This window comes from Pseudomonas sp. NBB (assembly GCF_032701105.1).
Classification (GTDB): Bacteria; Pseudomonadota; Gammaproteobacteria; order Pseudomonadales; family Pseudomonadaceae; genus Aquipseudomonas; species Aquipseudomonas asiatica.
The window spans coordinates 3,768,846-3,794,837 of the sequence record NZ_CP103994.1; the positions used below are offsets into that span (position 1 = coordinate 3,768,846).

27 protein-coding genes and 1 pseudogene are annotated in these 25,992 nt (G+C 54.2%); 14 read left to right on the forward strand and 14 right to left on the reverse strand.

Going from position 1 to position 25,992, the window contains the following annotated elements; translation table 11 throughout:
- Positions 1-278: 278 nt before the first annotated feature.
- The 3 genes from NY023_RS17655 to NY023_RS17665 all read left to right on the forward strand — a co-directional run bounded on the left by NY023_RS17655 (position 279) and on the right by NY023_RS17665 (position 3,353).
- Positions 279-1,052, forward strand: a complete 774-nt coding sequence (locus NY023_RS17655) for an SDR family NAD(P)-dependent oxidoreductase (RefSeq protein ID WP_044047101.1) — start codon at positions 279-281, stop codon at positions 1,050-1,052.
- Between the two features lie 32 nt (positions 1,053-1,084).
- Positions 1,085-1,831: an SDR family NAD(P)-dependent oxidoreductase gene (locus NY023_RS17660; RefSeq protein WP_044047102.1), complete on the forward strand. Its 747-nt coding sequence runs from the start codon at positions 1,085-1,087 to the stop codon at positions 1,829-1,831.
- A 136-nt stretch (positions 1,832-1,967) separates the two neighbouring features.
- On the forward strand, positions 1,968-3,353 hold the full coding sequence (locus NY023_RS17665; protein ID WP_013973242.1) for an MFS transporter: 1,386 nt from the start codon (positions 1,968-1,970) through the stop codon (positions 3,351-3,353).
- A 58-nt stretch (positions 3,354-3,411) separates the two neighbouring features.
- Here NY023_RS17665 and NY023_RS27770 read toward each other — a convergent pair whose 3' ends face one another.
- The 4 genes from NY023_RS27770 to NY023_RS17675 form a co-directional block, all read right to left on the reverse strand.
- A complete protein-coding gene (locus NY023_RS27770; protein WP_049798454.1) occupies positions 3,412-3,741 on the reverse strand; it encodes a LysR family transcriptional regulator substrate-binding protein in 330 nt (109 codons plus the stop codon).
- Positions 3,742-3,872: 131 nt separating this feature from the next.
- Entirely contained in the window at positions 3,873-4,112 is a 240-nt protein-coding gene (locus NY023_RS27775) for a helix-turn-helix domain-containing protein (RefSeq protein ID WP_410479888.1), read from the reverse strand.
- A gap of 219 nt (positions 4,113-4,331) precedes the next feature.
- Positions 4,332-4,724: a hypothetical protein gene (locus tag NY023_RS17670; protein WP_044047103.1), complete on the reverse strand. Its 393-nt coding sequence runs from the start codon at positions 4,722-4,724 to the stop codon at positions 4,332-4,334.
- Positions 4,725-4,771: 47 nt separating this feature from the next.
- On the reverse strand, positions 4,772-5,686 hold the full coding sequence (locus tag NY023_RS17675) for a LysR family transcriptional regulator (protein ID WP_044047104.1): 915 nt from the start codon (positions 5,684-5,686) through the stop codon (positions 4,772-4,774).
- 111 nt (positions 5,687-5,797) lie between these two features.
- On the opposite strand from NY023_RS17675, the gene gcl reads away from it, so the two are divergent.
- From gcl to NY023_RS17690, 3 genes are all read left to right on the forward strand, one after another.
- On the forward strand, positions 5,798-7,573 hold the full coding sequence (gene gcl, locus NY023_RS17680) for a glyoxylate carboligase (RefSeq protein WP_044047105.1): 1,776 nt from the start codon (positions 5,798-5,800) through the stop codon (positions 7,571-7,573).
- 28 nt (positions 7,574-7,601) lie between these two features.
- The gene (gene hyi / locus NY023_RS17685) at positions 7,602-8,384 is read left to right on the forward strand and encodes a hydroxypyruvate isomerase (protein WP_044047106.1); all 783 of its coding nucleotides are present in this window, start codon (positions 7,602-7,604) and stop codon (positions 8,382-8,384) included.
- A gap of 62 nt (positions 8,385-8,446) precedes the next feature.
- Positions 8,447-9,340, forward strand: a complete 894-nt coding sequence (locus tag NY023_RS17690) for a 2-hydroxy-3-oxopropionate reductase (protein ID WP_013973246.1) — start codon at positions 8,447-8,449, stop codon at positions 9,338-9,340.
- Between the two features lie 77 nt (positions 9,341-9,417).
- Here NY023_RS17690 and glcC read toward each other — a convergent pair whose 3' ends face one another.
- A complete protein-coding gene (glcC, locus tag NY023_RS17695) occupies positions 9,418-10,197 on the reverse strand; it encodes a transcriptional regulator GlcC (protein ID WP_013973247.1) in 780 nt (259 codons plus the stop codon).
- A gap of 264 nt (positions 10,198-10,461) precedes the next feature.
- Here glcC and glcD point away from each other — a divergent pair, with 264 nt between their 5' ends.
- The 6 genes from glcD to NY023_RS17725 all read left to right on the forward strand — a co-directional run bounded on the left by glcD (position 10,462) and on the right by NY023_RS17725 (position 17,409).
- Positions 10,462-11,961 (forward strand): glycolate oxidase subunit GlcD, encoded by a 1,500-nt coding sequence (glcD, locus tag NY023_RS17700; protein WP_013973248.1) that lies wholly within the window; start codon positions 10,462-10,464, stop codon positions 11,959-11,961.
- Entirely contained in the window at positions 11,961-13,013 is a 1,053-nt protein-coding gene (glcE, locus tag NY023_RS17705; RefSeq protein WP_044047107.1) for a glycolate oxidase subunit GlcE, read from the forward strand. The genes glcD and glcE overlap by 1 nt, the downstream gene beginning before the upstream one ends.
- Positions 13,014-13,017: 4 nt before the next feature.
- Complete coding sequence (gene glcF / locus NY023_RS17710; protein ID WP_013973250.1) at positions 13,018-14,235, forward strand: glycolate oxidase subunit GlcF; 1,218 nt, start codon at positions 13,018-13,020, stop codon at positions 14,233-14,235.
- 9 nt (positions 14,236-14,244) lie between these two features.
- A complete protein-coding gene (locus NY023_RS17715; RefSeq protein ID WP_044047111.1) occupies positions 14,245-14,643 on the forward strand; it encodes a heme-binding protein in 399 nt (132 codons plus the stop codon).
- Between the two features lie 51 nt (positions 14,644-14,694).
- Positions 14,695-16,872 carry a malate synthase G gene (locus tag NY023_RS17720; RefSeq protein WP_013973252.1) on the forward strand — a complete coding sequence of 726 codons (2,178 nt, stop codon included), beginning with the start codon at positions 14,695-14,697 and terminating at the stop codon, positions 16,870-16,872.
- A gap of 81 nt (positions 16,873-16,953) precedes the next feature.
- Positions 16,954-17,409: a DMT family transporter gene (locus NY023_RS17725; RefSeq protein ID WP_044047112.1), complete on the forward strand. Its 456-nt coding sequence runs from the start codon at positions 16,954-16,956 to the stop codon at positions 17,407-17,409.
- 29 nt (positions 17,410-17,438) lie between these two features.
- Here NY023_RS17725 and NY023_RS17730 read toward each other — a convergent pair whose 3' ends face one another.
- Positions 17,439-18,308 (reverse strand): DMT family transporter, encoded by an 870-nt coding sequence (locus tag NY023_RS17730; protein ID WP_044047113.1) that lies wholly within the window; start codon positions 18,306-18,308, stop codon positions 17,439-17,441.
- 120 nt (positions 18,309-18,428) lie between these two features.
- Between NY023_RS17730 and NY023_RS17735 the strand changes: the two are divergent.
- Positions 18,429-18,629: pseudogene (locus NY023_RS17735) on the forward strand (GntR family transcriptional regulator); the annotation flags it as partial.
- A 48-nt stretch (positions 18,630-18,677) separates the two neighbouring features.
- Here NY023_RS17735 and NY023_RS17740 read toward each other — a convergent pair.
- The 5 genes from NY023_RS17740 to NY023_RS17760 all read right to left on the reverse strand — a co-directional run bounded on the left by NY023_RS17740 (position 18,678) and on the right by NY023_RS17760 (position 22,498).
- Positions 18,678-18,896: a hypothetical protein gene (locus NY023_RS17740; RefSeq protein WP_148265661.1), complete on the reverse strand. Its 219-nt coding sequence runs from the start codon at positions 18,894-18,896 to the stop codon at positions 18,678-18,680.
- Positions 18,897-19,014: 118 nt separating this feature from the next.
- Positions 19,015-20,165, reverse strand: a protein-coding gene (locus tag NY023_RS17745) for an IS3 family transposase (protein WP_085982920.1) whose coding sequence is annotated in 2 segments (ribosomal slippage) — positions 19,015-19,931 and positions 19,931-20,165 — 1,152 coding nt in all. Because the reading frame shifts where the segments join, the coding sequence is not laid out codon by codon here.
- Between the two features lie 81 nt (positions 20,166-20,246).
- Positions 20,247-20,504, reverse strand: coding sequence for an MFS transporter (locus NY023_RS17750; protein WP_044047114.1), 258 nt, complete (start codon positions 20,502-20,504; stop codon positions 20,247-20,249).
- A gap of 149 nt (positions 20,505-20,653) precedes the next feature.
- Positions 20,654-21,277 carry a DsbA family protein gene (locus NY023_RS17755; protein WP_049798455.1) on the reverse strand — a complete coding sequence of 208 codons (624 nt, stop codon included), beginning with the start codon at positions 21,275-21,277 and terminating at the stop codon, positions 20,654-20,656.
- Positions 21,278-21,400: 123 nt separating this feature from the next.
- A complete protein-coding gene (locus NY023_RS17760; protein ID WP_013973257.1) occupies positions 21,401-22,498 on the reverse strand; it encodes an NADH:flavin oxidoreductase in 1,098 nt (365 codons plus the stop codon).
- Between the two features lie 116 nt (positions 22,499-22,614).
- On the opposite strand from NY023_RS17760, the gene NY023_RS17765 reads away from it, so the two are divergent.
- Positions 22,615-23,496 (forward strand): LysR family transcriptional regulator, encoded by an 882-nt coding sequence (locus tag NY023_RS17765; protein WP_044047115.1) that lies wholly within the window; start codon positions 22,615-22,617, stop codon positions 23,494-23,496.
- 25 nt (positions 23,497-23,521) lie between these two features.
- On the opposite strand, the gene NY023_RS17770 is transcribed toward NY023_RS17765, so the two are convergent.
- Genes NY023_RS17770 through NY023_RS17780 form a run of 3 tightly spaced genes read right to left on the reverse strand, consistent with a single transcriptional unit; the run spans position 23,522 to position 25,985 of the window.
- Positions 23,522-24,703 (reverse strand): PotD/PotF family extracellular solute-binding protein, encoded by a 1,182-nt coding sequence (locus tag NY023_RS17770; RefSeq protein WP_013973259.1) that lies wholly within the window; start codon positions 24,701-24,703, stop codon positions 23,522-23,524.
- Positions 24,700-25,689, reverse strand: coding sequence for a CobW family GTP-binding protein (locus NY023_RS17775; RefSeq protein ID WP_044047116.1), 990 nt, complete (start codon positions 25,687-25,689; stop codon positions 24,700-24,702). Before NY023_RS17775 ends, NY023_RS17770 begins: the two co-directional genes overlap by 4 nt.
- Entirely contained in the window at positions 25,686-25,985 is a 300-nt protein-coding gene (locus tag NY023_RS17780) for a hypothetical protein (RefSeq protein WP_044047117.1), read from the reverse strand. The genes NY023_RS17775 and NY023_RS17780 overlap by 4 nt, the downstream gene beginning before the upstream one ends.
- Between the last annotated feature and the right edge of the window lie 7 nt (positions 25,986-25,992).

Sequence of the window (25,992 nt, forward strand, 5' to 3'; positions counted from 1 at the left end):
CCCTAACCGAATGATTTACATAGAAAAATACTCACTCTGCTTCAAGCCATTACTAACATCAGAAGTAAGAAAACCACCTCATATAGCCATCTCGTTTAGCGTTACAGGTCTCACAAGCCAAGCGTCCATGATGTGGAATCGTTTGTTTTTTGAGCTATTGCATTGCTTTTCTCCTTCGTTAAAGCTTGAGACCGCCTCATGAAAAACGGTGCAGCCGAAGACACCACCTTAGGTGTTTGAGGATAAAAAAGAAGAACCTAGATTGCATGGAACCCATAATGAACAACAATACCAACTCACCTAAAGTTGTACTCATTACCGGAGCAGGCATTGGCATCGGACGAGCCACCGCAGTAGCGTTTGGAGCCAAAGGCTATCGCGTAATCGTTACCGACATTCTTGAAACGCAGGGATGCGAAGTAGTTTCGCAGATCCGCGAAAGCGGGGGTACCGCTGAATACCACCCTCTTAACGTTCGCGACACTGGGGCATGTGATCAACTGGTATCGGAAATCGAACGAAAGTACGGCGGCATTGACACCATCGTCGCCAACGCAGGCATTGCCCACAAGGTGCCACTGGACGACCTCACCGATGAAAAATGGGATCTGACATTCGACATCGACCTCAAGGGCGTCTTCAGAATCGTTAGAGCTGCCATCCCTGGTATGAAGAAGAATGGTGGAGGCAATGTTGTTGCAGTCTCGTCCATCATGGGTGTCGCATACGGATGGGACGAGCATGTTCACTACTCAGCGGCCAAATCAGGCGTAGTGGGCTTGGTGCGAGGCCTTGCTGTGGAACTGGGACGTTACAACATCCGAGTGAACGGTATTGCGCCAGGCTTCATCCGTACCGCCCAGGCCCTCTCAGAAGTTCACTCTCTCGGAGCTGCCGGCCTCGACAAGGTAGCGAGCTCAATCCCTCTGGGACGAGTTGGCGAGCCGGAGGAAATGGCAGACGTTATCACCTTCATGGCATCGCACGACGCACGGTATCTCACCGGGCAAACCATCACTGTCGACGGCGGCTTGGTCATCCAAAGCCATTAAGTCAACTGGTTGCAGAAAGTGGAGTAGCGATCATGGGAAAACTAAGCGGCAAAAAAGCGCTGGTGACGGGTGGAGCACGAGGGATCGGCCAAGCCATCGCAATTGAATTTGCAAAAGCCGGTGCAGATGTTGCCATTCTCGACCTGCGGGCAGCTGATGCCCAGGCAACTGCAGATCAGATAGCAGCCTTGGGTGTGAAAAGCTTTGTGATATCTGCTGACGTGGGTGAGGAACACCAAGTACAAGAGGCAGTTGAAAACGTGATCAGCGAATTTGGCCAGATCGACATCCTGGTCAACAACGCAGGTATCGAATCCGCGTCCTTGACCGTCGACATGCCTACGGCCATGTGGGACAAGATGATGCTCATCAACCTGCGAAGCGTCTTCTTATGCTCACGTGCCGTTTTGCCGGCCATGCTGGAGCGAAAAAGCGGTCGTATCATCAACATCGCCTCGCAGCTTGCGCACAAAGGCGCGAAGGAGCTTTCCCATTATGTCGCAGCTAAGGCTGGCGTGATCGGTTTCACTCGATCTCTAGCCTATGAAGTAGGCGACAAAGGAATCACAGTCAACGCCATTTGCCCTGGCCCCACCAATACGGAGCTTTTCCGAAGCCTGCCAGCGAGCTTCAGAGAAGCGAAGATTGCTGAGCTTCCCATCGGGCGCATTGCTGAAGTAGGCGAGATTGCCCCCTGCGCGGTTTTGTTGGCGTCCGACGAGGGCTCCTACTTTCTAGGAGCGTCTATAAATCCCAACGGCGGGGATTATATGATTTAACCGAAGCTGGCTCTACTGAATACTAATAAGCCTAAACAATAAAAAACATAGTCGTCCAAGTAAGTTTTCGTTTACGAACTTGCTTGACGACTATTTATTTCTGCCACAAAAACAATCAGTGCAGAGGTTCAATAATATGGCTACTCAAAACAAACCAACGGGATCGAGCGAGTTCAAGCTTGAACCCATTCTTCCCAGTGACGTCAAGCGTGCGACAACCGTTGCATTTTTTGCCTGGGTCTTCGCGGTATACGACTTCATTCTCTTCGGTACGTTGATGCCTGAGATTGGAGCGCACTACGGCTGGGATCTGACCGAGCAAGCAGAAATTGCGACGCTTACAGCTGCTGGCACAGCGCTCATCGCCTTCGCGATTGGCCCGATTCTGGACAGAGGTGGCCGCAAGAGCGGGTTGTTGTTCACAGTAGCGGGAGCTGCCATTTGCTCAGCTCTAACTGCGTTCGGCGGTGCTATGGGCAAATGGCCTCTAGTCATCATCCGGTCGCTTTCCGGTCTTGGCTATGCCGAGGAAACCGTGAATGCAACCTACTTGAATGAATTGTACTCAGCCGCGAACGACCCCAAGCTGAACAAGCGCAAAGGATTCATTTACAGTCTCGTACAGGGCGGCTGGCCGATTGGTGCACTCCTAGCTGCAGGCCTTACGGCGGTACTGCTCCCTCTGATTGGCTGGCAAGGGTGCTTCATATTTGCAGCTTTCCCGGCCATCTTGATTTACTTCATGACTCGCAGGCTCAAAGAGAGCCCGCAGTTCTTGCTCCACAAGCATGTCAAGAACCTACGAGAGTCGGGCAATGAAAACGAGGCCCGGAAAGTAGCCAAGCAACATGGCCTGGATTACGAGCAGCACGCTCGGGCCGGTGTTCGCGAAGCCTTCCGCGGGGCCTCGCTGCGCCCCACTCTGGTTCTAGGTGGCGGCTTCCTGCTGAACTGGGCGGCGATTCAAGTATTCGGGGTTCTTGGTACGACTGTTCTCACCGAGGTACACCACATCTCGTTCCAGAACTCCCTCATTATTCTCGTTCTGTCCAACGTGGTTGGCTACATCGGTTATCTGACCCATGGCTTTATTGGTGACAAGCTGGGTCGTAGGAACACCCTGGCTCTGGGCTGGATGCTTGGCGGCGTATCCTTTGCAGCAATGCTGTATGGCCCAAGCGATCTTTACACAGTGATCGGCTTGTATAGCCTGGGTCTCTTCTTCCTCAACGGCCCATATGCAGCAGCACTCTTCTTCATTGGTGAAAGCTACCCTACGGCTATCCGAGGCACTGGCAGTGCCATCGTCCACGCAATGGGCCCAATTGGTGCCATTATCGCAGGCCTCGGACTGACTGCCGTACTCAGCGACGGTGGTGACTGGAAAAGCGCAGCACTGTTGTTCGGCGCCCTTCCATGCTTCATCTCTGGCGCACTCATCTTTGCCGCACGTCACGTAGATCCTGAGGAAGACACCTACAGCGAACCGGTGCCAAGTAACGCTCAAATGGAAGCAAGCTAAGATCAGTCAAGGACGAGAAGGCGAGACATTGTCTCGCCTTCTGACTTCGGCCAGGAGGTCACTTAACAGTCTCTCCTTGAAAGTAAGCCCAAAGCGCGCTGACGAGCGGGGAGCCCTTCGATATCGAGCTACCCACCAACCCAAACTCCCTATACATCGGGGGGTTAAGGGGCATAGCACGCAATCCCTTCAAATCTTGCGGTAGGGAAGACTGTGGCACCACTGTTACCCCTAATCCTTCACGCACCAGCCCCAGTGCACTCGCCCAATCCCGCACGGTCATGGTCACATCGACCAGCTCGACTCCTACCTGCTGCGCCAGGCTTCTCCCATTAACGGTGCATCCGCCCGTTGCCAGCACAAATGAGCGCTCGGCCAGCTCTTCCATCGCGATCCCCTTGGCAGATGAACGTCGCGCCAGGTCGTGAGTGTTCGGCAGTAACCATGCCCTGAGAGGCTTGAGGATGCCTACCTTATCCGCTCAATTACTTGCACAATCCTATTATTCAACGCCCAGGATTACTCAGAACCCTTATGCGACTTCACATCTTGGCTAGGCGAAACTCCAAACATAGACTTATATCCCCTACTAAACTGAGAGACACTTTCGTAGCCAACTTCAATAGCCGCTTGGATTACTGTAGCTCCAAGACTGAGCATCTGCCGCCTAGCCTCTACCAACCTCAATTGCTTTTGACACTGAACAGGCCCCATCCCGATAGCTGCTTTGAATTTCCTGTGCAGGCTTGAACTGCTCATATTTGCCTGAACTGCAAGATCTTCAACAGCAAATGAGGACTTATAGTTTAGTTTGACCCAATCATTTATCTGATAGACCTCCCCCACCCTCCAACTCTAGTAATACTCTCAAAAAAATCTCGACCGTCTTTTAATCAGGCGATGTGATAAATCAACTCCCTCCTAAACTGATCACGCAAGAATAGTTGATGCTGAGACCGCATCATAACTTCAAGTTTCTTAGAACAAACTCATGCATACAAATACATTCTCCGCACGAGTTCCCCCCTCGCTTACCGCCGTGACATTAGCATCAAGCTCACTCAATACACCGGAGATAACTTCCAAAGGGAGATCAAAACGTATCCCAATATGTTCAACCTCCTGTGCCATTACCGTAGCATGCTCTGCGAGACTGATTACAGATGATGAAAGAAAGTATTCCCCAGGAATGATTTTTTTCGCCCCAGCCCTACTAACTACAGTTACTTCACCCTGAACAACTAAATACAAAAAATTCTTTAGATTGAGGTTTTCTAGCGTTCGCTCAGCTTTAGCGGTATGTATAGTAGCAAAACCCAAACCAATGGAAGCCTCATCCTCTAGCACGACATCGCGCTTCAGCAACTTCACCAAGCACTCCATTGAGCTACTCACAACTCACCTCGAATTTATTTACCCTACTTGTTATCTGCATCCCAATATCCTGGCGCTTGATAGATGGTTTTAAGGTAATCTATAAAATACCTTACTTTAGCCGGCAAGAAACGTTGCTGCGGATAGACGGCCATAATATCATAGTCAGCAGTCGCATATTCGTCTAACACCGTAACCAATTCACCGCTGCTCAACTCCTTTCGAATTTCCCATATCGAACGCCATCCAAGCCCTAAACCCTGCCTCATCCATGAAAAAAGCAGTTCCCCATCATTACACGCCATCGTACCGTTGACCTTTAGTGCAACCGCCTTCCCGTCCCTTTGAAAAGTCCATCCTCTTTGCTGGCCACCTTGAAGAGTAAAAGCCAAGCAATTATGACTCGATAAATCTTCTAGCGTTTTCGGAACACCATATCGCTCAAAGTATTCAGGAGTTCCACACACTACTCGCCGATTGGAGAAAAGCTTAACCGCAACATAGTTTGGATCGGTAATACCACCAATTCGAATACTCATATCGTAACCCTCGCTCACTAGGTCTACGACACTATCCGTCAGATTGAATGCCAACTTAAGATGGGGGAATTTTTTATGGAAATCTAGAGCATGAGGCGCAACATGCAGTCGCCCAAATGAGGCGGGCGCTGAAACTTGAAGGCTCCCTTTGACCATTGCTCCGCTAGCACTGATGTCAGCCTCAAGCTCATCGAACTCCTTAAGCAATCCCTTCGCTCGCTCAAGAAGCTGCTCACCAAGCTCAGTTAGATGGAGTCCTCGGGTTGAGCGATGCATGAGCTTCACCCCTAAACGCTTTTCTAGTGCGTCCAGACGCCTTCCCAACATGGCAGGGGTAACCCTTTCGCTCAAGGCGGCGGCGGCAAAGCTACCTTTCTGGGCAACCATCACAAAGCTATGCAGTTCGGTATACCTACCCATTCGATACCTTTTATATCGACAGAAACTATTTTCTGACCATTCTATACCACGCTTCAGTGATGGAGACTCCCTACAACGACAAAAACTATCGACCACGTCGAGGGAGTCAGTATGTCCAAGATGAGAGCAATAGACGCTGCAGTTCAGGTTATGCGCCGTGAAGGCGTAGATACCGCGTTCGGCATCCCAGGGGCCGCTATTAACCCGCTTTACTCAGCCTTGAAGAAGGTTGGAGGGATTGAGCACATCCTCGCTCGTCACGTTGAAGGCGCTTCCCACATGGCCGAGGGTTACACCCGTGCCAACCCAGGCAACATCGGCGTGTGCATCGGCACCTCAGGCCCTGCCGGTACCGACATGGTAACCGGCCTGTACAGCGCTTCGGCCGACTCCATCCCGATCCTGTGCATCACCGGACAGGCGCCACGGGCCCGCATGCACAAAGAGGATTTCCAAGCGGTAGACATCACCAGCATCGTCAAGCCGGTAACCAAGTGGGCAACTACGGTTCTGGAGCCAGGCCAAGTGCCTTACGCGTTCCAAAAAGCCTTCTACGAAATGCGAAGCGGCCGCCCTGGCCCTGTACTGATCGACCTGCCGTTTGACGTCCAAATGGCCGAAATCGAATTCGACATCGATGCTTACGAACCTCTGCCCGTCCACAAGCCGTCAGCTACCCGCGTACAGGCCGAAAAAGCTTTGGCCCTGCTCAATGACGCCGAGCGCCCACTGCTGGTCGCCGGTGGCGGCATCATCAACGCCGACGCTAGCGACAAGCTGGTCGAATTCGCCGAACTGACCGGTGTACCGGTGATCCCCACCCTGATGGGCTGGGGCATTATTCCTGACGACCACGCGCAAATGGTCGGTATGGTCGGCCTGCAGACCTCACATCGCTATGGCAATGCCACCTTGCTGGAATCAGACCTGGTATTTGGCATCGGAAACCGCTGGGCCAACCGCCACACCGGCTCCGTCGACGTCTACACCAAGGGCCGCAAGTTCGTGCATGTGGATATCGAACCCACCCAGATTGGCCGTGTGTTTACGCCTGACCTGGGTATCGTGTCCGATGCCGGCAAGGCGCTGGACGCTTTCCTCGAAGTGGCCCGCGAATGGAAAGCTGCTGGCAAGCTGAAGTGCCGCAGAACGTGGCTGGAAGACTGCCAGCAACGCAAAGCGACCATGCAGCGCAAGACCAACTTCGACAACGTGCCGGTCAAGCCGCAGCGCGTGTACCAGGAAATGAACGAGGTGTTCGGCAAGGATACCACCTACGTCAGCACCATCGGCCTGTCACAGATCGCCGGCGCGCAGTTCCTGCACGTGTACAAGCCACGCCACTGGATCAACTGCGGTCAGGCCGGCCCACTGGGCTGGACTATCCCTGCCGCTCTGGGCGTCGTTAAAGCAGATCCAAATCGTCAGGTCGTTGCACTCTCGGGCGACTACGACTTCCAGTTCATGATCGAAGAGCTGGCTGTGGGTGCGCAATTTAACCTGCCCTATGTCCATGTGCTGGTGAACAACTCTTACCTGGGCCTGATTCGTCAAGCACAACGCGGCTTTGAAATGGACTACTGCGTGCAGTTGGCTTTCGAAAACATCAACGCACCAGAGATCAATGGTTACGGCGTGGATCACATCGCAGTAGTCGAAGGCCTGGGCTGTAAAGCAATCCGGGTATTCGAACCCTATGAGATTGCGCCGGCACTGCGCGAAGCCCAGAAGATGGCTCAATCGCTCCGAGTTCCAGTCGTTGTGGAAGTCATCCTGGAGCGAGTCACGAACATCTCCATGGGAACAGAGATCAACGCCGTGAATGAGTTTGAGGAACTGGCAACTTCACTGGCTGACGCCCCTACATCAATCCTGCCTCTGCGCTGAATCGAATGCCTCTGAAAAGGAGAAAGCCATGCCACGCCTAGCAGCTAACCTGTCCATGCTGTTCATCGAACAGGACTTCCTCGCCCGCTTCAAGGCTGCCGCAGATGCCGGCTTCACCGGCGTCGAATATCTGTTCCCCTACGATTTCAGCGCTACTGAAATCAAGCAGCAGTTGGACGCCAACGGCCTGACCCAAGTGCTGTTCAACCTGCCCGCAGGCGATTGGGCCAAAGGTGAGCGCGGCATCACCTGCCACCCCGACCGCGTGGATGAGTTCCGCGCAGGTGTCGATAAAGCCATCGAGTACGCCAAGGTGCTGGGCAACACCCAGGTCAACGCCCTGGCCGGCATCCGCCCGCAAGGCCTGCAGTGCGCCGACGTGCGAAAGACTTTCGTGGAAAACCTGCGCTATGCCGCCGACAAGCTCAAGGCTGCCGGTATTCGCTTGGTCATGGAAATGATCAACACCCGCGACATCCCGGGCTTCTACCTGAACACCACGAAACAGGCCCTGGAAATCCAGGCCGAAGTCGGCAGCGACAACCTGTTCCTGCAGTACGACATCTACCACATGCAGATCATGGAAGGAGACCTGGCTCGCACCCTGGAAGCCAACCTGAAATCGATCAACCACGTACAGCTGGCCGACAATCCCGGTCGCAACGAGCCTGGTACCGGCGAGATCAACTACCACTTCCTCTTTGAGCATCTGGATCGAATTGGTTACCAAGGCTGGGTCGGCGCCGAGTACAAACCTTTGACCTCGACTGAGGCCGGCCTCGGCTGGCTTAAAACCTACAACGTAGTTTGATTCGAGCCCTTACGGCTAATCGAATCAGCGAACAAAACCCGGCATTAGAAAGGAAAAATCTCATGGCTAAAATCGGTTTCATCGGCACTGGCATCATGGGCAAACCTATGGCGCTTAACCTGCAAAAAGCAGGTCATGAACTGTTCCTATCCACGCACTTCGACCCTGCTCCTTCGGAGCTCATTGACGGCGGAGCCATCGCCCTGAGCAGCCCCAAAGAAGTGGCGCAAGAGGCTGAGTTCATCATTGTCATGGTTCCAGACACGCCTCATGTCGAAAGTGTTCTGTTCGGTGACATCGGCGTCGTAGGAGGTGTCGGCCCGAACAAGGTGGTGATCGACATGAGCTCGATCTCCCCGACAGCTACCAAGGCCTTTGCTGAAAAAATAAAAACCACTGGCGCCGATTACCTAGACGCTCCTGTGTCCGGTGGTGAGGTAGGTGCCAAAGCCGCCACTCTGAGCATCATGGTTGGCGGAAGCACCGAATCCTTTGACCGTGCATTGCCCCTGTTCCAAACCATGGGTAAAAACATCACCCGCGTTGGTGGTAACGGCGACGGCCAAACTGCCAAGGTAGCCAATCAGATCATCGTTGCCCTCAACATCCAGGCTGTAAGCGAGGCTCTGCTGTTTGCCGCTAAAAATGGGGCCGACCCAGCCAAGGTACGCGAGGCACTGATGGGCGGCTTCGCATCCTCCAAGATTCTCGAGGTGCATGCCGAGCGCATGATCAAAGGAACCTTTGATCCTGGATTCCGCATTAACTTGCACCAGAAGGATCTGAACTTGGCACTACAGGGGGCAAAGGAACTGGGCATCAACCTGCCGAACACCGCGAACGCTCAGCAAGTGTTCAGCACCTGCGTTGCTTTAGGTGGTGGCAATTGGGATCACTCCGCGCTGATCAAGGGCTTGGAGCATATGGCCAATTTCTCCATCCGAGGCGACAAGTAATCGAGTTGCCCTGCAGTTGAAAACAGCGCCCTTGTTTCGCCTAGCGCAACGAAACAGGGGCGTTGTCCTATGGAAAATTAGCTCCAGCCCTCCAATCTCATGGTCGCACGGACGAGCCGCTGCTCCTCCTGCTCGATCTCCCGGAGGTTGTCTCGAATGCTCGTAATGTGCTCCTTCGCTGCTCGTTGGGCTTGCTCAGGTAGCTGCTCCATTAAGGCGTGGTAAAGCCTGGAGTGTTGACGATCAATCTGGCGCTTTTGAGATGGGCGACAGTAAAGGTTGTTCACTGAGGCGAAAACCGTGCTCAGGGTCAAATCGCTGAGGGTTTGTAATGTGTGCACCAGTACAGGGTTGTGCGAGGCCTCACTGATCGCACGATGAAAAGCATGATCCAACTTGGCTTGCTCACGCGGGTCTCGAATTTGGGTGTCCTCGTGAGATGCCACCATTTCGTCAAAACGGCGCTTGATGAGTAAGCGGTCTACCTCTGTTGCACGAATAGCCGCGAGTCGTGCTGACTCCCCCTCTAACAAGGCCCGCACCTCGAGTAGATCGAACAAGGTTCGCGGCTGGGAGCTGAATAGGTGCATCAGTGGAGTGGCGCTGTCAGCCCTGCTCAGATCAGCGACGTATGAGCCGCGGCCATGTTCCGTCTCTACGATTCCACGCCCCCGGAGAACCCTTAGTCCCTCACGTAGGGCAGTTCTGGAACAGCCTAATTTCTCTACCAATCGACGCTCGGAAGGCAGCGCTTGCCCCACCTTTAATATGCCATCGACGATCAATTTTTCGATGCGCTCTGCGACCTGATCGGCCACCTGGGTTCTGCTTTGTTTTTCTGTGATGGAACCGGCCATCTCATAGCCCTCGAACTGGTACGACCAGTTGGTTTTGGCTCAACGTTTTCGGTTCATCCTATCGTCCCGCCCCCTCGATTATCCAGCATCCATACAGGTTTTCCTTAAAAAACTGGTACTACCAGTCTCCAGGCACGTCGACTCCAGAATGCCCTCGCTTGCAAGCTAAGAACCGTTCGGCTTGGTGAGCCCATGTGCGCATTGCCCAGTATGGGAAGTGCTCAAGTCTTGGGTTCTTAAAATAAAAACAGACACGTGAGCTCTATGAACATTCTCTATGACGAGCGCGTTGATGGCGCACTGCCCAGGGCAGATAAAGGGAAACTCCTTAGGGGGTTGCAGGAGGCTATGCCCGGCCTCGAAATATTGCACACCGCTGAGGATCTTCGCCCCTACGAATGCGACGGCCTGTCGGCCTATCGCGTGGTGCCAATGCTCGTGGTTTTGCCGGTAGAAATTGATCAAGTGCAGCAGATCTTGAAGATCTGTCACGACGAGCAGGTACCTGTCGTTGCGCGTGGGGCAGGCACTGGCCTGTCCGGCGGCGCTCTGCCACTCGAGCAAGGCGTGCTCCTGGTAATGGCTCGGTTTAATCGTGTGATCGAGGTCAATCCGGACGGCCGCTTTGCCCGTGTTCAGCCTGGCGTGCGAAATCTGGCGATCTCACAAGCAGCTTCACCATACGGCCTCTACTACGCACCAGATCCATCCTCACAGATCGCTTGCTCAATCGGCGGTAACGTCGCTGAGAACGCAGGCGGGGTGCATTGCCTTAAGTACGGTTTGACCGTACACAACTTACTCAAGGTCGACATCCTGACTGCGGACGGGGAACACATGACCTTGGGTAGCGACGCCCTCGACTCCCCGGGATTCGATCTGCTGGCATTGTTCACTGGTTCAGAGGGCATGCTGGGTGTTGTCACCGAGGTGACCGTCAAACTACTGCCTAAACCCCAGGTGGCTCGAGTGCTTCTGGCGAGTTTCGACTCGGTCGAAATGGCGGGCCGTGCAGTAGGCGACATCATTGCAGCAGGCATCATTCCGGGTGGCCTGGAAATGATGGATAACCTCTCGATTCGAGCAACCGAAGACTTCATACACGCAGGCTATCCGGTCGATGCCGCAGCGATGCTGCTATGCGAGCTCGATGGAGTAGAGGCCGATGTTCATGAAGACTGTGAACGCGTTGAGCAAGTGCTGAAGTTGGCAGGAGCAACCAGTGTACGCCTTGCAAAAGATGAGGCTGAACGTATCCGTTTCTGGGCAGGCCGAAAAAATGCTTTCCCAGCGGTAGGCCGGATCTCCCCCGACTACTACTGCATGGACGGAACAATTCCACGTCGAGAGCTGCCAGGTGTACTCCATGGCATCAACGATCTTTCGAACGAATTCGGTCTGCGAGTTGCGAACGTCTTCCATGCAGGGGACGGCAATATGCACCCACTCATCCTTTTCGATGCAAACCAGCCGGGCGAACTGGAGCGAGCCGAAGCGCTTGGCGCACGAATCCTTGAGCTGTGCGTGGCAGTTGGCGGCAGCATCACGGGTGAGCACGGCGTAGGTCGAGAAAAGATCAATCAGATGTGCGCCCAATTCAGCAGCGATGAAATCACCCTATTCCACGCTGTGAAAAAGGCATTCGATCCTCAGGGGCTGCTCAACCCTGGCAAAAACATCCCGACGCTCCATCGGTGTGCCGAGTTCGGCTCGATGCACATTCACCACGGAAAACTACCTTTCCCTGAACTGGAGCGTTTCTGATGAGACATGACCACGACGATACTGCTTCTCTGTTGGAGCAGGTGAATTATGCGCTCAACGAAAGCGTCGCCATCCGGATCCAAGGAGGCAATACAAAGGCCAGGCTAGGCCGTCGAGCGAACGGTGAGGTGCTGGACACTCGCAGCCACCGCGGAATCATTAGCTACGATCCGACAGAGCTTGTTCTGACCGCCCGTGCCGGCACACCTCTTATCGAAATTGAGGCTGCCCTTGAGTCAGAAGGACAGATGCTGCCATTCGAACCACCACATCTTGGTGCAGGAGCAACTATCGGTGGCGTGGTCGCTAGTGGCCTTTCTGGCCCCCGCCGCCCTTGGGCCGGCTCTGCCCGAGACTATGTGCTTGGAACACGAGTGATCACGGGTCATGGAAAACTGCTGCGTTTTGGCGGCGAAGTCATGAAAAACGTCGCTGGCTACGATGTCTCGAGACTAATGGCAGGTAGTTTCGGATGCCTTGGGCTTCTCACTGAAGTGTCTTTGAAGGTGCTTCCCAAGCCCCGTCAATGCATCAGTTTGAAATTGAAGATGGATGCCCACCAAGCCCTATCTGAACTCGCTGAATGGGGGCAACAGCCAATACCGATTAGCGGCGCGTGCCATGACGGAGAATTCCTTCACCTCCGACTTGAGGGGGGCGAAGGGTCTGTGAAGTCCGCATGCGAACGTTTGGGGGGTGAGCCTCTCGAAAGCCGCTACTGGGCCCAGCTCCGCGAGCTTGAACTCCCTTTCTTCCAGGGTGCCCAGCGCATCTGGCGCTTGTCAGTACCGCACAACTCGCCAGAACTGAAACTCAGTGGTTATCAATTGCTGGATTGGGGCGGAGCTCAACGTTGGTTGCTGTCCGATGCCCCCGACGATGACATCCGTGAAGCGGCGGCAGCAATCGGAGGGCATGCCACTCACTACGGCGCTCATGACGCACCTTTCCAGCCGCTTCCAAATGCATTGCTGCGTTACCACCAGAGCTTGAAGAAACAGCTAGATCCACAAGGCATCTTCAACCCTGGCCGCATGTACGCAGAGGTCTAAAAATATGCAAACCAATCTGAGTGACCAAGCCAAACTTTTGCCACGGGCTGAGGAAGCTGAACGGATCTTACGCTCCTGTGTTCACTGCGGCTTTTGCACCGCAACCTGCCCCACCTACCAGCTCCTGGGCGACGAGCTAGATGGGCCACGGGGACGGATCTACCTCATCAAACAGGTACTTGAAGGAAACGAGGTTACGGCTAAAACCCAAGAGCACCTTGATCGCTGCCTGACCTGCAGGAATTGCGAGACTACATGCCCATCTGGCGTTCAGTATCACAATCTGCTGGATATCGGTCGGGCCGTTGTTGAAGAGCAAGTACCAAGGCCAATTGGAGAGCGACTGCTGCGGGAAGGGCTTCGTGCTGTTGTTCCACGACCAAGTGTGTTCAAAGCCCTGACGATAGCAGGCCAAGCATTCCGCCCACTTTTACCAGCAGCGCTCAAGGCCAAGCTTCCTCGACATCCGCATCCGGCGAAACCTCGACCAGTGCTGCAACACGCCCGCAAGGTTCTGATGCTGGAAGGGTGTGTTCAACCTTCGCTATCCCCAAACACCAATGCTGCAGCTGCACGTGTTTTGGACAAGCTGGGCATCTCAGTGGTGTCCGCTCGAGAAGCGGGTTGCTGCGGGGCGGTCGACTATCACCTGAACGCCCAAGAAAAAGGTTTGCAACGGGCGCGGCGCAACATCGATGCCTGGTGGCCAGCAATCGAAGCAGGAGCAGAGGCAATCGTGCAAACAGCTAGCGGCTGTGGCGCCTTTGTCCGTGACTACGGGCATCTCCTCAAGGATGACCCTGCTTACGCTAAAAAGGCAGAGCGAGTAACTGAGCTGTCGAAGGATCTCGCAGAAGTTCTTGGAGCTGAGCCGCTCGAAGACCTTGGGATCCAGTCGGATCGACGCCTGGCATTTCACTGCCCTTGCACTCTTCAACATGCCCTCAAGCTAGGAGGCGCTGTAGAAAACGTCCTTGTGCGCTTTGGCTTTAGCCTCACCGCGGTACCGGATAGTCACCTTTGCTGTGGCTCAGCTGGCACCTATTCAATCACTCAGCCTGAGCTTTCGCTTCGGCTGCGGGACAACAAGCTCAATGCGCTGGAAAGCGGCAACCCCGAGGTCATCGTGACCGCAAACATTGGCTGCCAAACCCATCTGGACGGCGCTGGTAGGACTCCAGTTCGTCATTGGGTTGAGCTGGTGGAAGAAGCACTCGATTAGGAGAAAACCATGCAACAGAAAGCTGTACTTGAAGCTGTCGATGTCGCCCGCTTGCTAGACGCCGCCCGCAGTGAAGCCAAGCGGAATCAATGGGCCGTAACAATCGCGATTTCGGATGACGGCGGCCATCTGCTGGCCCTCGAGCGTCTTGATGGGTGCGCCCCAATCGCCTCCTACATCGCAGTAGAAAAGGCCCGTTCCGCCGCTCTGGGCAGACGAGACACCAAGGGCTATGAGGACATGGTGAATTCCGGTCGCACCGCATTCGTCAGCGCCCCGCTGGTGACAGCATTGGAGGGCGGTGTGCCAATCGTCATCGATGGCCATGTAATCGGTGCAATCGGTGTGTCGGGTGTGCGAGCTGACCAAGATGCTCAAGTGGCAGCTGCCGGAACCGCGGCCCTTTGATCAGTGGGTGATGCCTCGTACCTGAGGCCGAATTAATCAGGAGAAGTAAAAGTGACTAAGCGTGTGCCCTGCCAGCGTCTGCAAGTAGCAGAAACCCTCAAAAACTTCATTGAGCAAGAGGTTCTGCCGGGAACCAATGTGTCCTCCGATGACTTCTGGAAAGGCCTTGACACCCTTGTGCATGACCTAGCACCTCAGAACCGCGCCCTTTTGCTCGAAAGGGATCGAATCCAAGCTCAGCTTGATGAGTGGCACCGCGGAAATCCAGGCCCGATCCAGAATATGGAAGCCTATATTGGCTTTCTGACCTCCATTGGTTACCTCGTGCCTCAACCAGAGCACGTGGGTGTTACAACTGAGAACGTCGATAACGAAATCACATCTCAGGCCGCTCCACAGCTTGTGGTGCCAGTGATGAACGCTCGCTATGCGCTCAACGCTGCGAACGCTCGCTGGGGATCATTGTACGACGCCCTTTATGGCACGGATGTGATCAGTGACGACGATGGTGCCAAGAAGTCTTCAAGCTACAACCCTAAGCGTGGTAGCAAGGTTGTTGCCTACGCTCGCTCGTTCCTCGATCAAGCTTTTCCTCTGGTATCTGCATCCCATGTGGATGCCGTCGCATACCAGGTGGTGGATGACAAACTGACGGTCGGGTTGGCCGATGGAACATCCACTACCTTGGCTAATGAAGACCAATTCATAGGCCACAATGGACGGGCAGATTTCCCCACGGTTGTGCTCCTAAAAAACAACGGCCTTCACGTTGAAATTCAGATTGACCCGAGCAGCTCCATCGGGATGTCGGATAAAGCCGGCGTTCAGGATTTGCTGTTGGAGTCCGCAGTGACAACGATCATGGACTGCGAAGATTCGGTGGCCGCGGTAGACGCAGACGACAAAGTCTTGGTCTATCGCAACTGGCTAGGTCTGATGAAAGGAGATCTCACTGAAACCGTAACCAAAGGTGGGAATTCCTTCACCAGGACTTTGAGCCTTGACCGCACCTACCAGGGACGAAATGGCAGCCGAATCACTCTGCCTGGGCGGTCGCTTCTGTTCGTCCGCAACGTCGGCCACCTCATGACCAATCCCGCCATCCTCGATGGCGAGGGCAATGAGATCCCAGAAGGCATCCTTGATGCCGTGATCACCAGCCTGGCGGCAGTTCACGATCTAAACCGGAAAGGCAATTCTCGTACTGGAAGCATCTACATCGTGAAGCCCAAGATGCATGGCCCGAAAGAGGTCGCTTTCGCAAACACGCTTTTCGGGCGTGTTGAGGATCTCATCGGCGTCCCACGGCATACGATCAAAATGGGCATCATGGATGAAGAGCGGCGCACCACTGCCAACCTCAAGGCGTGTATAGCTGAGGCCTCACATCGCGTCGTGTTCATTAACACTGGCTTCCTAGATCGTACAGGTGATGAGATGCACTCCACGATGGAGGCCGGCGCCATGCTTCGCAAAGGCGACATGAAGAGCACTCCGTGGATCCGAGCCTACGAACGGAACAACGTCTTAGTCGGGCTTTCCAGTGGCCTGCGCGGTCGAGCTCAAATCGGTAAGGGCATGTGGGCAATGCCTGACCTGATGTCAGCAATGCTGGAACAAAAGATTGGTCATCCAAAAGCAGGTGCCAATACGGCCTGGGTACCCTCCCCAACAGCCGCGACCTTGCACGCGATTCACTACCACCAGGTTGATGTGCAGGCAGTACAAAGCGAGCTTGAGAAGGTAGACCTGAATCACGAACGAGCTGGGCTCCTACATGACTTGCTGTCTGTACCTGTGAGCGTGGAGAGGAATTGGGCTGCCTGGGACATCCAGTCCGAGTTGGACAACAATTGCCAGAGCATTTTGGGCTACGTAGTTCGGTGGGTTGAACAGGGAGTTGGCTGCTCCAAGGTTCCTGACATTCACAACGTGGGCTTGATGGAGGATCGCGCCACACTTCGAATCTCCGCCCAGCACATTGCCAACTGGCTCTATCACGGCGTGGTGACAAGCGCGCAAGTGAGCGAGACCCTTCAACGCATGGCCCGCGTGGTTGATCAACAGAACGCACATGACCCGGCTTACCGGGCAATGACAACATCATTCAGTGATTCGCATGCATTCCGTGCGGCCTCTGATCTGATCTTCAAAGGACGTGAACAACCCAGTGGCTACACCGAGCCGCTGCTTCACGCCTGGCGCCTGCGCTTCAAACAGCAACGCTAACCCTGCGCTTACCTGAGAGTGCCAGAGTGCACTCTCGGGTGTCTTGTCGCGATCATTGCAGCCACCGAGGTCATAACAACAATGAACCCACAAATCGTGAATTACATCCTCTACGGCATCGTCGTTCTAGCAGGCATGAGCGTGTCGTTGCAGCAGGTGCTCAACTCAAGCCTTCGAACCACCATGTCTTCGCCAGTCTGGGCCGGGTTCGTCAGCTACCTCGTGGGTGCGGTTTTCATGTTGATCGCCGGCCTGGCTTCCGGCCTCCCCTCTGTGACATCACAGACGATTCTCAAAAGCCCAGTGCTACCTTGGTTCTCCGGGCTTTTTGGTGTCGTCTTCGTGATGACCGCAATTTTCATGGTGCCAAGACTGGGCGTGGCTACTGTCATCAGCCTGATTGTCCTGGGGCAGATGATTGGGTCGCTGACTTTCGACCACTTTGGACTGTTTGGCTTGCCCGAACAGCCCATTAACTTCAGCCGAGTTCTAGGAGTCGCGTTTCTCCTACTGGGCGTCGTCCTAATCCGTAGGTAGACCCATAGCGCCGGCGCCGACGAGGTTAACTACTTTGCGTATTTCTTGGCACCGGCGACACAGACGACAGCGCCAAGCGTTACGACAAGCATCGTCCAACTGACGTGCTCATGTAGCAGCAAAGCTGCCAACCCAAGGCCCATGAACGGTTGGAACAGTTGCAATTGCCTCACTGCTGCAATACCGCCCTGGGCGAGGCCGCGGTACCAAAATACAAATCCAATCAGCATGCTGAACAACGAAACATAGCCAAAGCTAAACCATGCAGGAGTGCTCACCTTGGCAAACGCCTCAGCTGCGGGGAGATTGACAATGGTCAGCAGCAACATGAATGGCAGCGCCACTACCAAAGCCCAACTGATCACCTGCCAACCGCCTAGCGACCGGGATAACCGTGCGCCTTCCGCATAACCCAGTCCGCAAACCACTACCGCAGCCGTCATCAGCAGATCCCCTACTGCTGACCCCTCTCCTCCATTCATCAATGCATATCCAGCTACGAGGATTGCCCCCAGCAAAGAAAACAACCAGAACAGTGGCTGTGGCCGTTCACCGCCTCGCAACACGGCGAAAGCAGCAGTACAGAGTGGCAAGAGCCCCAGGAAGACGATGGAGTGAGCTGAGGTCACATGCTGCAGAGCCAGAGCTGTCAGCAGTGGGAAGCCGATTACCACCCCAATAGCTGTGATAACCAGGGACAGCAAATCGCCACGCTTAGGTCGCGGCTGCCGCAGAACGATCAGGAAAACGATTCCTAGTAGGGCAGCAATTGTGGCCCTGGCACATGTCAAAAAGGTAGGTTCGAAGTCTGCCACCGCAACCCGGGTAGCCGGCAACGAGCCCGCGAAGATCGCGACTCCAATGAAGCCGTTGATCCATCCGCTTGTAGATTTTTCCATCGCAAATTCCTCGCTAAGTCAGCCGTCAGTAGATCACTGACGGGTGCAAAATGACCATGTACAATCCAGAACAGTTAGCCAGAACTGTTATGCTTAATCGTCCAGTACAATTGGGGTCATATGAGAAAAGGTGCCACGAGAATCCAGGCGGTGATGGACGAGATGCAGTCACGAATCAGCTCCCGAATGTATGCGCCTGGCTTCAGAGTCCCTTCAGTTAGAGCCATGGCAAAGGCAATGAATGTATCAATTTCGACAGTGCTGGAGGCATACGAGCGGTTAGCTGCTGTGGGTCGGCGGTCGGCAACGCCGCACTCAGGATGCCGCTGAATGTCATTTAAACCAGGGCAGTACTCGTCCTGATAAATTTCATTTTGCCTCCTTGGCGATCACTTCTGCAGCATATTGAACCAGCCAATTACGGGTAGATTCATCTACTCCTGTTTTTTGCACGGCATGATCAACATCATTTGAGACCCACTTTAAAGTTGTATAGCTATTGCCTGCCTTGTCTCGATACCCGGCCATTTGACCCGACACGCCTGCGACCACAACATTATTTTGCTCTTTAATGACAACTTTACGCATTCCGAAAAAAGTCATATCCCGCAGATAAACATCACCATCAGGACATGTCAAATACCTGGAAAACCCCGAATACTCTTTTCTTCTCTGCGAAAAAACACCATGAATCGCCCCTGGTTTCCTAGACACTCTCCAAGCTCAGGAAATAGCGTTTCTCATACTCTATTGGAGACAGCTGCATAGCACTGCTGTGTCGGCGTTTAGGGTTATAGAACATTTCGATGTAATCGAAAATATCACTTCGGGCTTCTTCACGGGTTGTGTAGATCTTTCTTCGGATCCGCTCCCGCTTCAAAAGCTGGAAAAAGCTCTCGGCTACGGCATTATCGTGGCAGTTTCCCCGCCGACTCATGCTGCTGATTACATTGTTAGCCTTCAAGAAGCCTTGCCAATCTGAGCTACTGAACTGACTAACTTGATCTGAGTGAATCATCACTTGCTGCTGTGGCTTGCGTCGCCACACAGCCATCAACATTGCGTCGATAGCCAGATCGCTGCACATCCTTGGCTTCATTGACCAACCAATTATTTGGCGTGAAAACAGATCCAGCACTACCGCCAGATAGAGCCATCCCTCATAGGTGCGGATGTATGTGATATCTGTCACCCAGACCTTGTTCGGCTCACTGACCTTGAACTGCCGCGCGAGGTGGTTGGGCGAGGCCACTGTTGGTTTTCCACCGTAAAACCCTGGACGCCGCCGATAGCCCGTTTGCGAACGCAGCCCCTCCGCTCGCATCAAGCGCTCGACTCGATTTCGTCCACATTCCTCTCCCAGCTCACGTAGGTCATCGTGAATTTTGCGGTAGCCGTATACACCTCCGCTTTCTAGCCAAGCGTGCTTGATCAAGCCAAGCAGACGTTGATCTTCTTTTGCTCGGGTAGATTGAGGCTCGGCCAGCCAGGCGTAGTAGCCGCTGGGGTGCACCTTGAGGGTTTGGCAAAGGCGCCGCACCGGGTAATCAGTCGAGTGCTTCTTGATGAAGGCGTACTTCAGCCGCACTCCTTGGCAAAGTACGCGGCGGCCTTTTTTAAGATGTCTCGCTCTTCAGTCAAGCGCTTGAGTTCAGCGCGTAGCTTGCGCAATTCGGCCTGCTGATCGTCGTCTTGCTGACGCTGCTCTTGGGGCTTGCTGTAGACCTTTATCCAGGCGTAAAGGCTGTGCACGGACATGCCCAGGCGCTGGGCGACATCGGCGACAGGTTTGCCTTTTTCGGTCACTTGCTTGACCGCTTCGATCTTGAATTCTTCGGGGTAACGCTGACGACTCATGGCACCTCCTATTTGGGCCTCATTATGAGGCTTGGAGGTGTCTATGAAACCAGGGGCGATTCAATCACATGAACAGAAGGATCATTTGACCGTGTGCTCGATGTACGTCCCGTAAACTATTTTTGATTTCTTATGATCGCAGCGACAGTTGGCAGTTAGCGCAGTCAGTACTGGTGCTGCGAAGACTGCACCTAGCGCATAAGCTGTCACTGTAGCGACTGCGGTTTTAACCCCGACGCTTAATTCATCAGCCATGATGCTAGTCAAGCCAATGGGCACAAACTCTGCAAGCCCAAGCGCAAAAGCGCTTACTGCAAATACATACATCACGAAAGGCATTGTAAAACTCCGGAAACTAGCACGAAGGCACGGAGTTTGAGTCATAAATAAACAGATCAAAAATCAACTGTTTGTTGCATACCCATAATTTAAATTATGGGTAATGACAAAGGCCTTCAAGCCCTATCAGCTAGCCCGTTCAGAGTCGCTCACGAAATACTCGAAATAATTACTTCCCTGAGCTTCTGAGCATCAAGCATACCAGAGTAAACTTTTTGGCCAATCGCCATACTAGGCGCGGCACGAATACCAATCTGCTGAGCGTATTCGAGTTCTTTATCGTGCCGCTGGCCACGAGCTGCGGACTCTAAGATCTCCTGTAGCGATTCTGTGGGCAACCCTACAGAAGCGGCCACATCTCGGATAACAGTGAATTCTCCGATGTCGAGATTCTCCTGGAAGAAAGCTTTGAGCATCGCTTCAGCGTATTCGTTTCCTAGACCGTGCTCTTTGGCATACTGCAGTACCAACAAAGAATCACGGGTGTAGGGTTGCGGTGAAACGCTGGGTAGCTTAATGGAGATGCCCATTTTTTCCGCTGCCGGATACACGCCATATTTCCAAGCTGAGGGTAGATACTCGTCCTCTGGGCGGAGGGTTGGTGTGGGATATTCGCGGAGCTCGAAAGGCATCATTTCGATCTCCACATCAAGCCCCTCAACTGCGGCCTCCAAGCTTTTTTTACCTAACAGGCAGTAAGGGCACACGAAGTCGATCCAAACCTGGATTTTTAGTTTGGAGCCCGGGGGCTGAGCACCTTCCAACATATTCATAACATACCTCTGTAATCACGCACCTTGCGACAGCAATTTCAGCAGGCGCTGACAAGGCCTAATTTCAGTAGAAAAAACGGCACCCATGGTGAGTGCCGCTCGGCTAGTTAGCCGATAAAAACGTTAGGCGAGTTCACTGTCCTTGATGTCAGCGACCGGGCCGAGGATGGAGGGATCGAAATCAACCAGCGATTCACCACGGGCGAAACGGTTAGGGAAGTCCGGATTCGCTAACGCACCTTTACCCAACGCGATGATATCTGCGCCATCTCTGATGACATCTTCGATGTGATCTACCTGGTGTAGACTACCGTTGGTGATGATCACTTGGTCAGGGGCATAGCGGCGTGCGAGCTTGACGAAGCTGTCGCCCCCCGAGGTAAACGCAGGTTTCCAAGCCTCGAATTCAGTGACGTGAATGAAGTCGACGCCAGCATCTGCCAGAGAGCCAAACACCACTTCCGCACCAGCCTCTCCTTCAGCCCACTTATGGAAGAAATCGTTAACCTTGCCTTGGGAGATCCGGACGCCAACTGTCGCGCTGCCAACCGCCTGACGTACGGCCTTGTAGACTTCTAAAATCAGGCGAACACGGTGCTGAACGTCGCCACCCCATTTGTCAGTGCGCTGATTGGAGAAGTCAGTCAGGAACTGATCTAGCAGGTACCCGTTTGCCCCGTGGATCTCGATGCCATCAAAGCCTGAGATTTCCAGAGCGCGCAGAGCCGATTTCGCGAAGCCATCGATAGCGTCAGCGATGTCTTCATCGGTCATTGCCTTGGGAGTTGGATACTGACCGCTGCCGTAGTAGAAGCCCATTTGCTCCCCCTTGGGAGTGACAGCCGATGGGCCAGCAGTGGTTCGCGAGAATCGGTTGCCTTGACTGAGCGCACCGGCATGCATCAATTGGGCGAAGATTTTGCCCTCATGCTTATGAACCGCGCCGGTCACTGCACGCCAAGCCTGAGCTTGCTCAACATCAGAAATACCAGGCTGGAACAGGTAGCCCTGGGCGAACTTCTGATCGGTATAAATTCCTTCGGTGATGGTTAGCCCGAAGCCGCCCTTCGCAAAACGCTCGTAGTACTCAATCTGACGCTGGGAGGCGAGACCTTCTTCGCTTGCACTGATGCGGGTCATCGGCGCCACTGCGAATTTATTCTTCAGATTTACCTGACCAATATCGAAAGGAGTTAGAATCTGGGGCGTGTTGGTCGTCATCTCAAAACCTCGTCAGTTAGGATGTAAAGCTAGGTTGCTGACGAAGGTATCGCCATTACGGGGCTAGCGAAAGCCGCGCTACGCGATAAGGCGGTATAACGAAATAGGATATAAGTATGCAAGTCGCTGAAGTTGAAGCCTTTGTTGCGATCGCGGCCAGTAGCAGCTTGTCAGGCGCCGCCAGAAGGCTAGGCGTTTTGCCAATGACCATCTCCAGGAGGCTGGCCTCTCTCGAAGAAGAACTGGCGGTGAGGCTGGTTCATCGAACCACCCGGTCTGTATCACTGACACCTGAAGGCGAACTCTACCTTCCTTATGCCCAAGCAATGCTTGACGCCAACGAAGCAGCGAGGGCAGCTATCCTTAGCTGTGCTGGGGCCGCCAGTGGGCTGCTAAAGGTAACCGCCCCCACGGTGTTTGGGCAGGCTGTCATCCTTCCAATGATTCCAGAGCTCCTTGAGGAGAACCCTGCATTACGGATAGACCTGACACTGTCAGACAGTATTGTCGATATCGTTGGCCTGGGTATCGACGTAGCCATCCGGATCGCCACACTCCGCGACTCAGCCTTAGTCGCTCGTAATCTGGCGCCAAACCCTCGCGTGATCTGTGCAAGCCCTTCCTACCTACAGCGTAAGGGCGTTCCAGGCACACTGGAGGAATTGAGGTTGCACGACTGCATAGGCCTGCACTCAATGCCCTATTGGCCACTCATGAAAGATGGCGAAGGGTTTTCGGTTAAGGCCGATGCCGCGTTCAGCGCCAACAGTGTGGAAGCTGTGCGAAGGGCTGGAAAAGTCGGGCTCGGGATTGTGATGCTCTCCTACTGGGATGTCCGCACCGACCTGGCGGACGGGAGCCTGCAGGAGATCAAGCTGGCGGACGCTGTCCCGGAAAATTTGTCCATTACAGCGCTCCTGCCCACACGGCAGCAGGTACCTTACCGAGTCAAAGCCTTCCTCGATAAACTTAGCCTGGTACTTGCCACCCCTGAGTGATGGTGGGAAGACCCTGTCGGCTCAATCATCTGCCCGCCCTAAGAAAATCGGCCCATTTGCGAACCAGGTAGTTATGTTCATCCATCACTGAGTTCCAGACACTGATACGGCTCACGCGCTCGGCATAAGAGCCACCCTCTCGGGTTTCTCCAAGCTCGATGAGGGGTTCACCATCACTCCCAAACAATTGTTCGCGGGCAGGCTTGCCTTCATACCAATAATCCCACTCCGCAGCCGACAGGTGATCGCGAGCTCGCAGTGGATTGGAAATGTAGAAGCCTTGTCGAGCCATCATCGCGCCTGGCCAACCTGCCAGCCACCAGTTCAGATAGGCGTATGCCGCATCTTTCACTGCCCCATCAACAGCGCGAGACAACGACAAGCCGCCGAACCAGCCCCGGTAGCCTTCTTTAGGGACTGCTTGGCGATACTGAATCCCTTCGCGATGCAGTTGCATCAACGCTGGAGACCAAAGACTCTCGATGTGAACGTTAGGGCCAAGCATGAGCTTGCCTGCATCACGATCATCAGACCAGAAGGCGACAAAATGGCCTTGGCGTTGAAGCTTGATCAGCACATCAGCAAGCTGGTCGATCTCATCCAGTCGGAGGTTGGCAATGCAGTCGAACTGGGCTAGGCCCTTTGCCTGGACTGCCAACGCCGCGTCCAATGCTCCAATAGCGGCATCACTCTGCAAAGCCACATGGCCGCACCAGCTTGGATCAACAAGCCACGACCAACTTTCGTTATCGATGGCAAACCCTGTAGGAAGAAGATCGGGTCTATAGGCAAAGCTGTCCGCGTTGTGCGTGAGCGGTAGCATGCTGATGGAGTCGGTTGGGCGATTGGCCAAGCTACCATCATGCTGAACATACAAACGGTCGCAAGGCAGACTACCGCCCGCTAGCTCATCGTCAGCGTGAAGTCTGCCCCGCTTGGCCAGATCATTGATCTCATCCCACAACGCGACTCGTCTGATATCGATGGGCTGGATAGCGCCGGCAGGCCACACAAAATCCATGCTATGGAACCACTGATCGTAAAGGTCGTAGCTTTCGGGGTGCATCAACGCAACGCGCTGAACTGTTTGCACGTCGTGGATTTGGTATTCAACCCGGATGCCGAGCTCTTGCTCCGCTCGTAAGCGAATGGATTCCAGCAAGGTGACAGAGGTACCCAGTACTCTCAACGTGACAGGGCCGCTCATGCAGCACGCCCAAGACGATTCAAGAAGGCTTCAAACGATCTACGCAGCAGCTTGGTGTCCAGATCACGCACGATGATTACCAAACGGGATCGACGCAGTCCATCAGGCCAGCTGCTGAGGTGAACTGGCGAATGAAGGCAGTGCTGCACACCGTGAATCACGATAGGTTGCTCAGAGTCGATCACGTTCAAGATCCCCTTGACCCGAAGAATTCGTTCTCCGTGGCATCTTAACAGCATCGAAAGCCAGACCCCGAAGGCAAGCCAATCCAGAGGCCCATCGTACTCAAGTGCACAGACTTGTGCGCCGCCGTGCTGAGGTTGCTTGGCGGGTGCAAAAAGTTGCCACTTCGCGACCTCCTCGTCGGGCTCCAGGCTTTTGAGCCCCTCGCCAAGAAGCTGCTCATCACCTTCCACCACTGTACTTGCCAGCCCTATCGAAGCAGATGGGTTGAGGGTCTGCAGGTGTTCCAATAACTGATCAAGCATGGCTGCGCTAACCAGATCCGCCTTACTCACTAGAAGCCGATCAGCAGCTGTCACCTGGCCCAACCACTCGGGATGAATCCGCTCCTGAAGAGAGGCATGCAGCGCGTCGACAACCGTCACCATCAGACCTACGTGATACCGACCTCGCAGCTGGGGATCCCGCTGCAAAGTTGCAAGAATCGGCGCAGGATCCGCCAGGCCAGTCGTTTCCAACAGCACTCGACGGAAAGTAGGGATCTCCCCGCGACTTCGCTTGTCATGCAGATCGATGAGCGCTTGCTTGAGATCCCCACGCACCGAACAGCAGACGCACCCACTGGGCAGCAGAACCGTGTTGGGAGCGATTTCCTGCACGAGAAGATTGTCGATCCCGACCTCGCCAAATTCATTGATGAGCAGAGCCGTCTCGCCCATGTCTTCGTTGGCAAGAACTCGCTGCAACAAAGTGGTTTTCCCGCTTCCTAGAAAACCAGTCAGGACATTGATCTGAAGGCTCATGCTGGCGTCTCCAAGTGATCGAGAATTCTCGGATCAAGGGGATCAAGCTTGCGCCCTAGAATCTCCTCGGCTGTCTGCCAAAGCTGTTCCAAACCTGAGGCAACACCCTGTTTCCCCGTAGGGCCCTGAACCAGATAAGAAGCGCCCTGGACGTCACTGACTTGGAGCCTGAAGGGTGCTACCACCTGATTAATCGAGGCGATTCGACGCAAGCGCTCTCGGCGAGCGGGAAGGCTTGTGTCTATAGGATCGCTCCAGTGAACGTCCTCACCGATCAGGCCACAAAGTCCACACATAGCTCAC

What these genes read in the sequence shown, in the direction of transcription:
- NY023_RS17655 (WP_044047101.1), top strand. Translation starts at nt 279, where the DNA reads ATGAACAACAATACCAACTCACCTAAAGTTGTACTCATTACCGGAGCA.
- NY023_RS17660 (WP_044047102.1), top strand. Translation starts at nt 1,085, where the DNA reads ATGGGAAAACTAAGCGGCAAAAAAGCGCTGGTGACGGGTGGAGCACGA.
- NY023_RS17665 (WP_013973242.1), top strand. Translation starts at nt 1,968, where the DNA reads ATGGCTACTCAAAACAAACCAACGGGATCGAGCGAGTTCAAGCTTGAA.
- NY023_RS27770 (WP_049798454.1), bottom strand. Translation starts at nt 3,741, where the DNA reads ATGGAAGAGCTGGCCGAGCGCTCATTTGTGCTGGCAACGGGCGGATGC.
- NY023_RS27775 (WP_410479888.1), bottom strand. Translation starts at nt 4,112, where the DNA reads ATGAGCAGTTCAAGCCTGCACAGGAAATTCAAAGCAGCTATCGGGATG.
- NY023_RS17675 (WP_044047104.1), bottom strand. Translation starts at nt 5,686, where the DNA reads ATGGGTAGGTATACCGAACTGCATAGCTTTGTGATGGTTGCCCAGAAA.
- gcl (WP_044047105.1), top strand. Translation starts at nt 5,798, where the DNA reads ATGTCCAAGATGAGAGCAATAGACGCTGCAGTTCAGGTTATGCGCCGT.
- hyi (WP_044047106.1), top strand. Translation starts at nt 7,602, where the DNA reads ATGCCACGCCTAGCAGCTAACCTGTCCATGCTGTTCATCGAACAGGAC.
- NY023_RS17690 (WP_013973246.1), top strand. Translation starts at nt 8,447, where the DNA reads ATGGCTAAAATCGGTTTCATCGGCACTGGCATCATGGGCAAACCTATG.
- glcC (WP_013973247.1), bottom strand. Translation starts at nt 10,197, where the DNA reads ATGGCCGGTTCCATCACAGAAAAACAAAGCAGAACCCAGGTGGCCGAT.
- glcD (WP_013973248.1), top strand. Translation starts at nt 10,462, where the DNA reads ATGAACATTCTCTATGACGAGCGCGTTGATGGCGCACTGCCCAGGGCA.
- glcE (WP_044047107.1), top strand. Translation starts at nt 11,961, where the DNA reads ATGAGACATGACCACGACGATACTGCTTCTCTGTTGGAGCAGGTGAAT.
- glcF (WP_013973250.1), top strand. Translation starts at nt 13,018, where the DNA reads ATGCAAACCAATCTGAGTGACCAAGCCAAACTTTTGCCACGGGCTGAG.
- NY023_RS17715 (WP_044047111.1), top strand. Translation starts at nt 14,245, where the DNA reads ATGCAACAGAAAGCTGTACTTGAAGCTGTCGATGTCGCCCGCTTGCTA.
- NY023_RS17725 (WP_044047112.1), top strand. Translation starts at nt 16,954, where the DNA reads ATGAACCCACAAATCGTGAATTACATCCTCTACGGCATCGTCGTTCTA.
- NY023_RS17730 (WP_044047113.1), bottom strand. Translation starts at nt 18,308, where the DNA reads ATGGAAAAATCTACAAGCGGATGGATCAACGGCTTCATTGGAGTCGCG.
- NY023_RS17740 (WP_148265661.1), bottom strand. Translation starts at nt 18,896, where the DNA reads ATGCGTAAAGTTGTCATTAAAGAGCAAAATAATGTTGTGGTCGCAGGC.
- NY023_RS17750 (WP_044047114.1), bottom strand. Translation starts at nt 20,504, where the DNA reads ATGCCTTTCGTGATGTATGTATTTGCAGTAAGCGCTTTTGCGCTTGGG.
- NY023_RS17755 (WP_049798455.1), bottom strand. Translation starts at nt 21,277, where the DNA reads ATGAATATGTTGGAAGGTGCTCAGCCCCCGGGCTCCAAACTAAAAATC.
- NY023_RS17760 (WP_013973257.1), bottom strand. Translation starts at nt 22,498, where the DNA reads ATGACGACCAACACGCCCCAGATTCTAACTCCTTTCGATATTGGTCAG.
- NY023_RS17765 (WP_044047115.1), top strand. Translation starts at nt 22,615, where the DNA reads ATGCAAGTCGCTGAAGTTGAAGCCTTTGTTGCGATCGCGGCCAGTAGC.
- NY023_RS17770 (WP_013973259.1), bottom strand. Translation starts at nt 24,703, where the DNA reads ATGAGCGGCCCTGTCACGTTGAGAGTACTGGGTACCTCTGTCACCTTG.
- NY023_RS17775 (WP_044047116.1), bottom strand. Translation starts at nt 25,689, where the DNA reads ATGAGCCTTCAGATCAATGTCCTGACTGGTTTTCTAGGAAGCGGGAAA.
- NY023_RS17780 (WP_044047117.1), bottom strand. Translation starts at nt 25,985, where the DNA reads ATGTGTGGACTTTGTGGCCTGATCGGTGAGGACGTTCACTGGAGCGAT.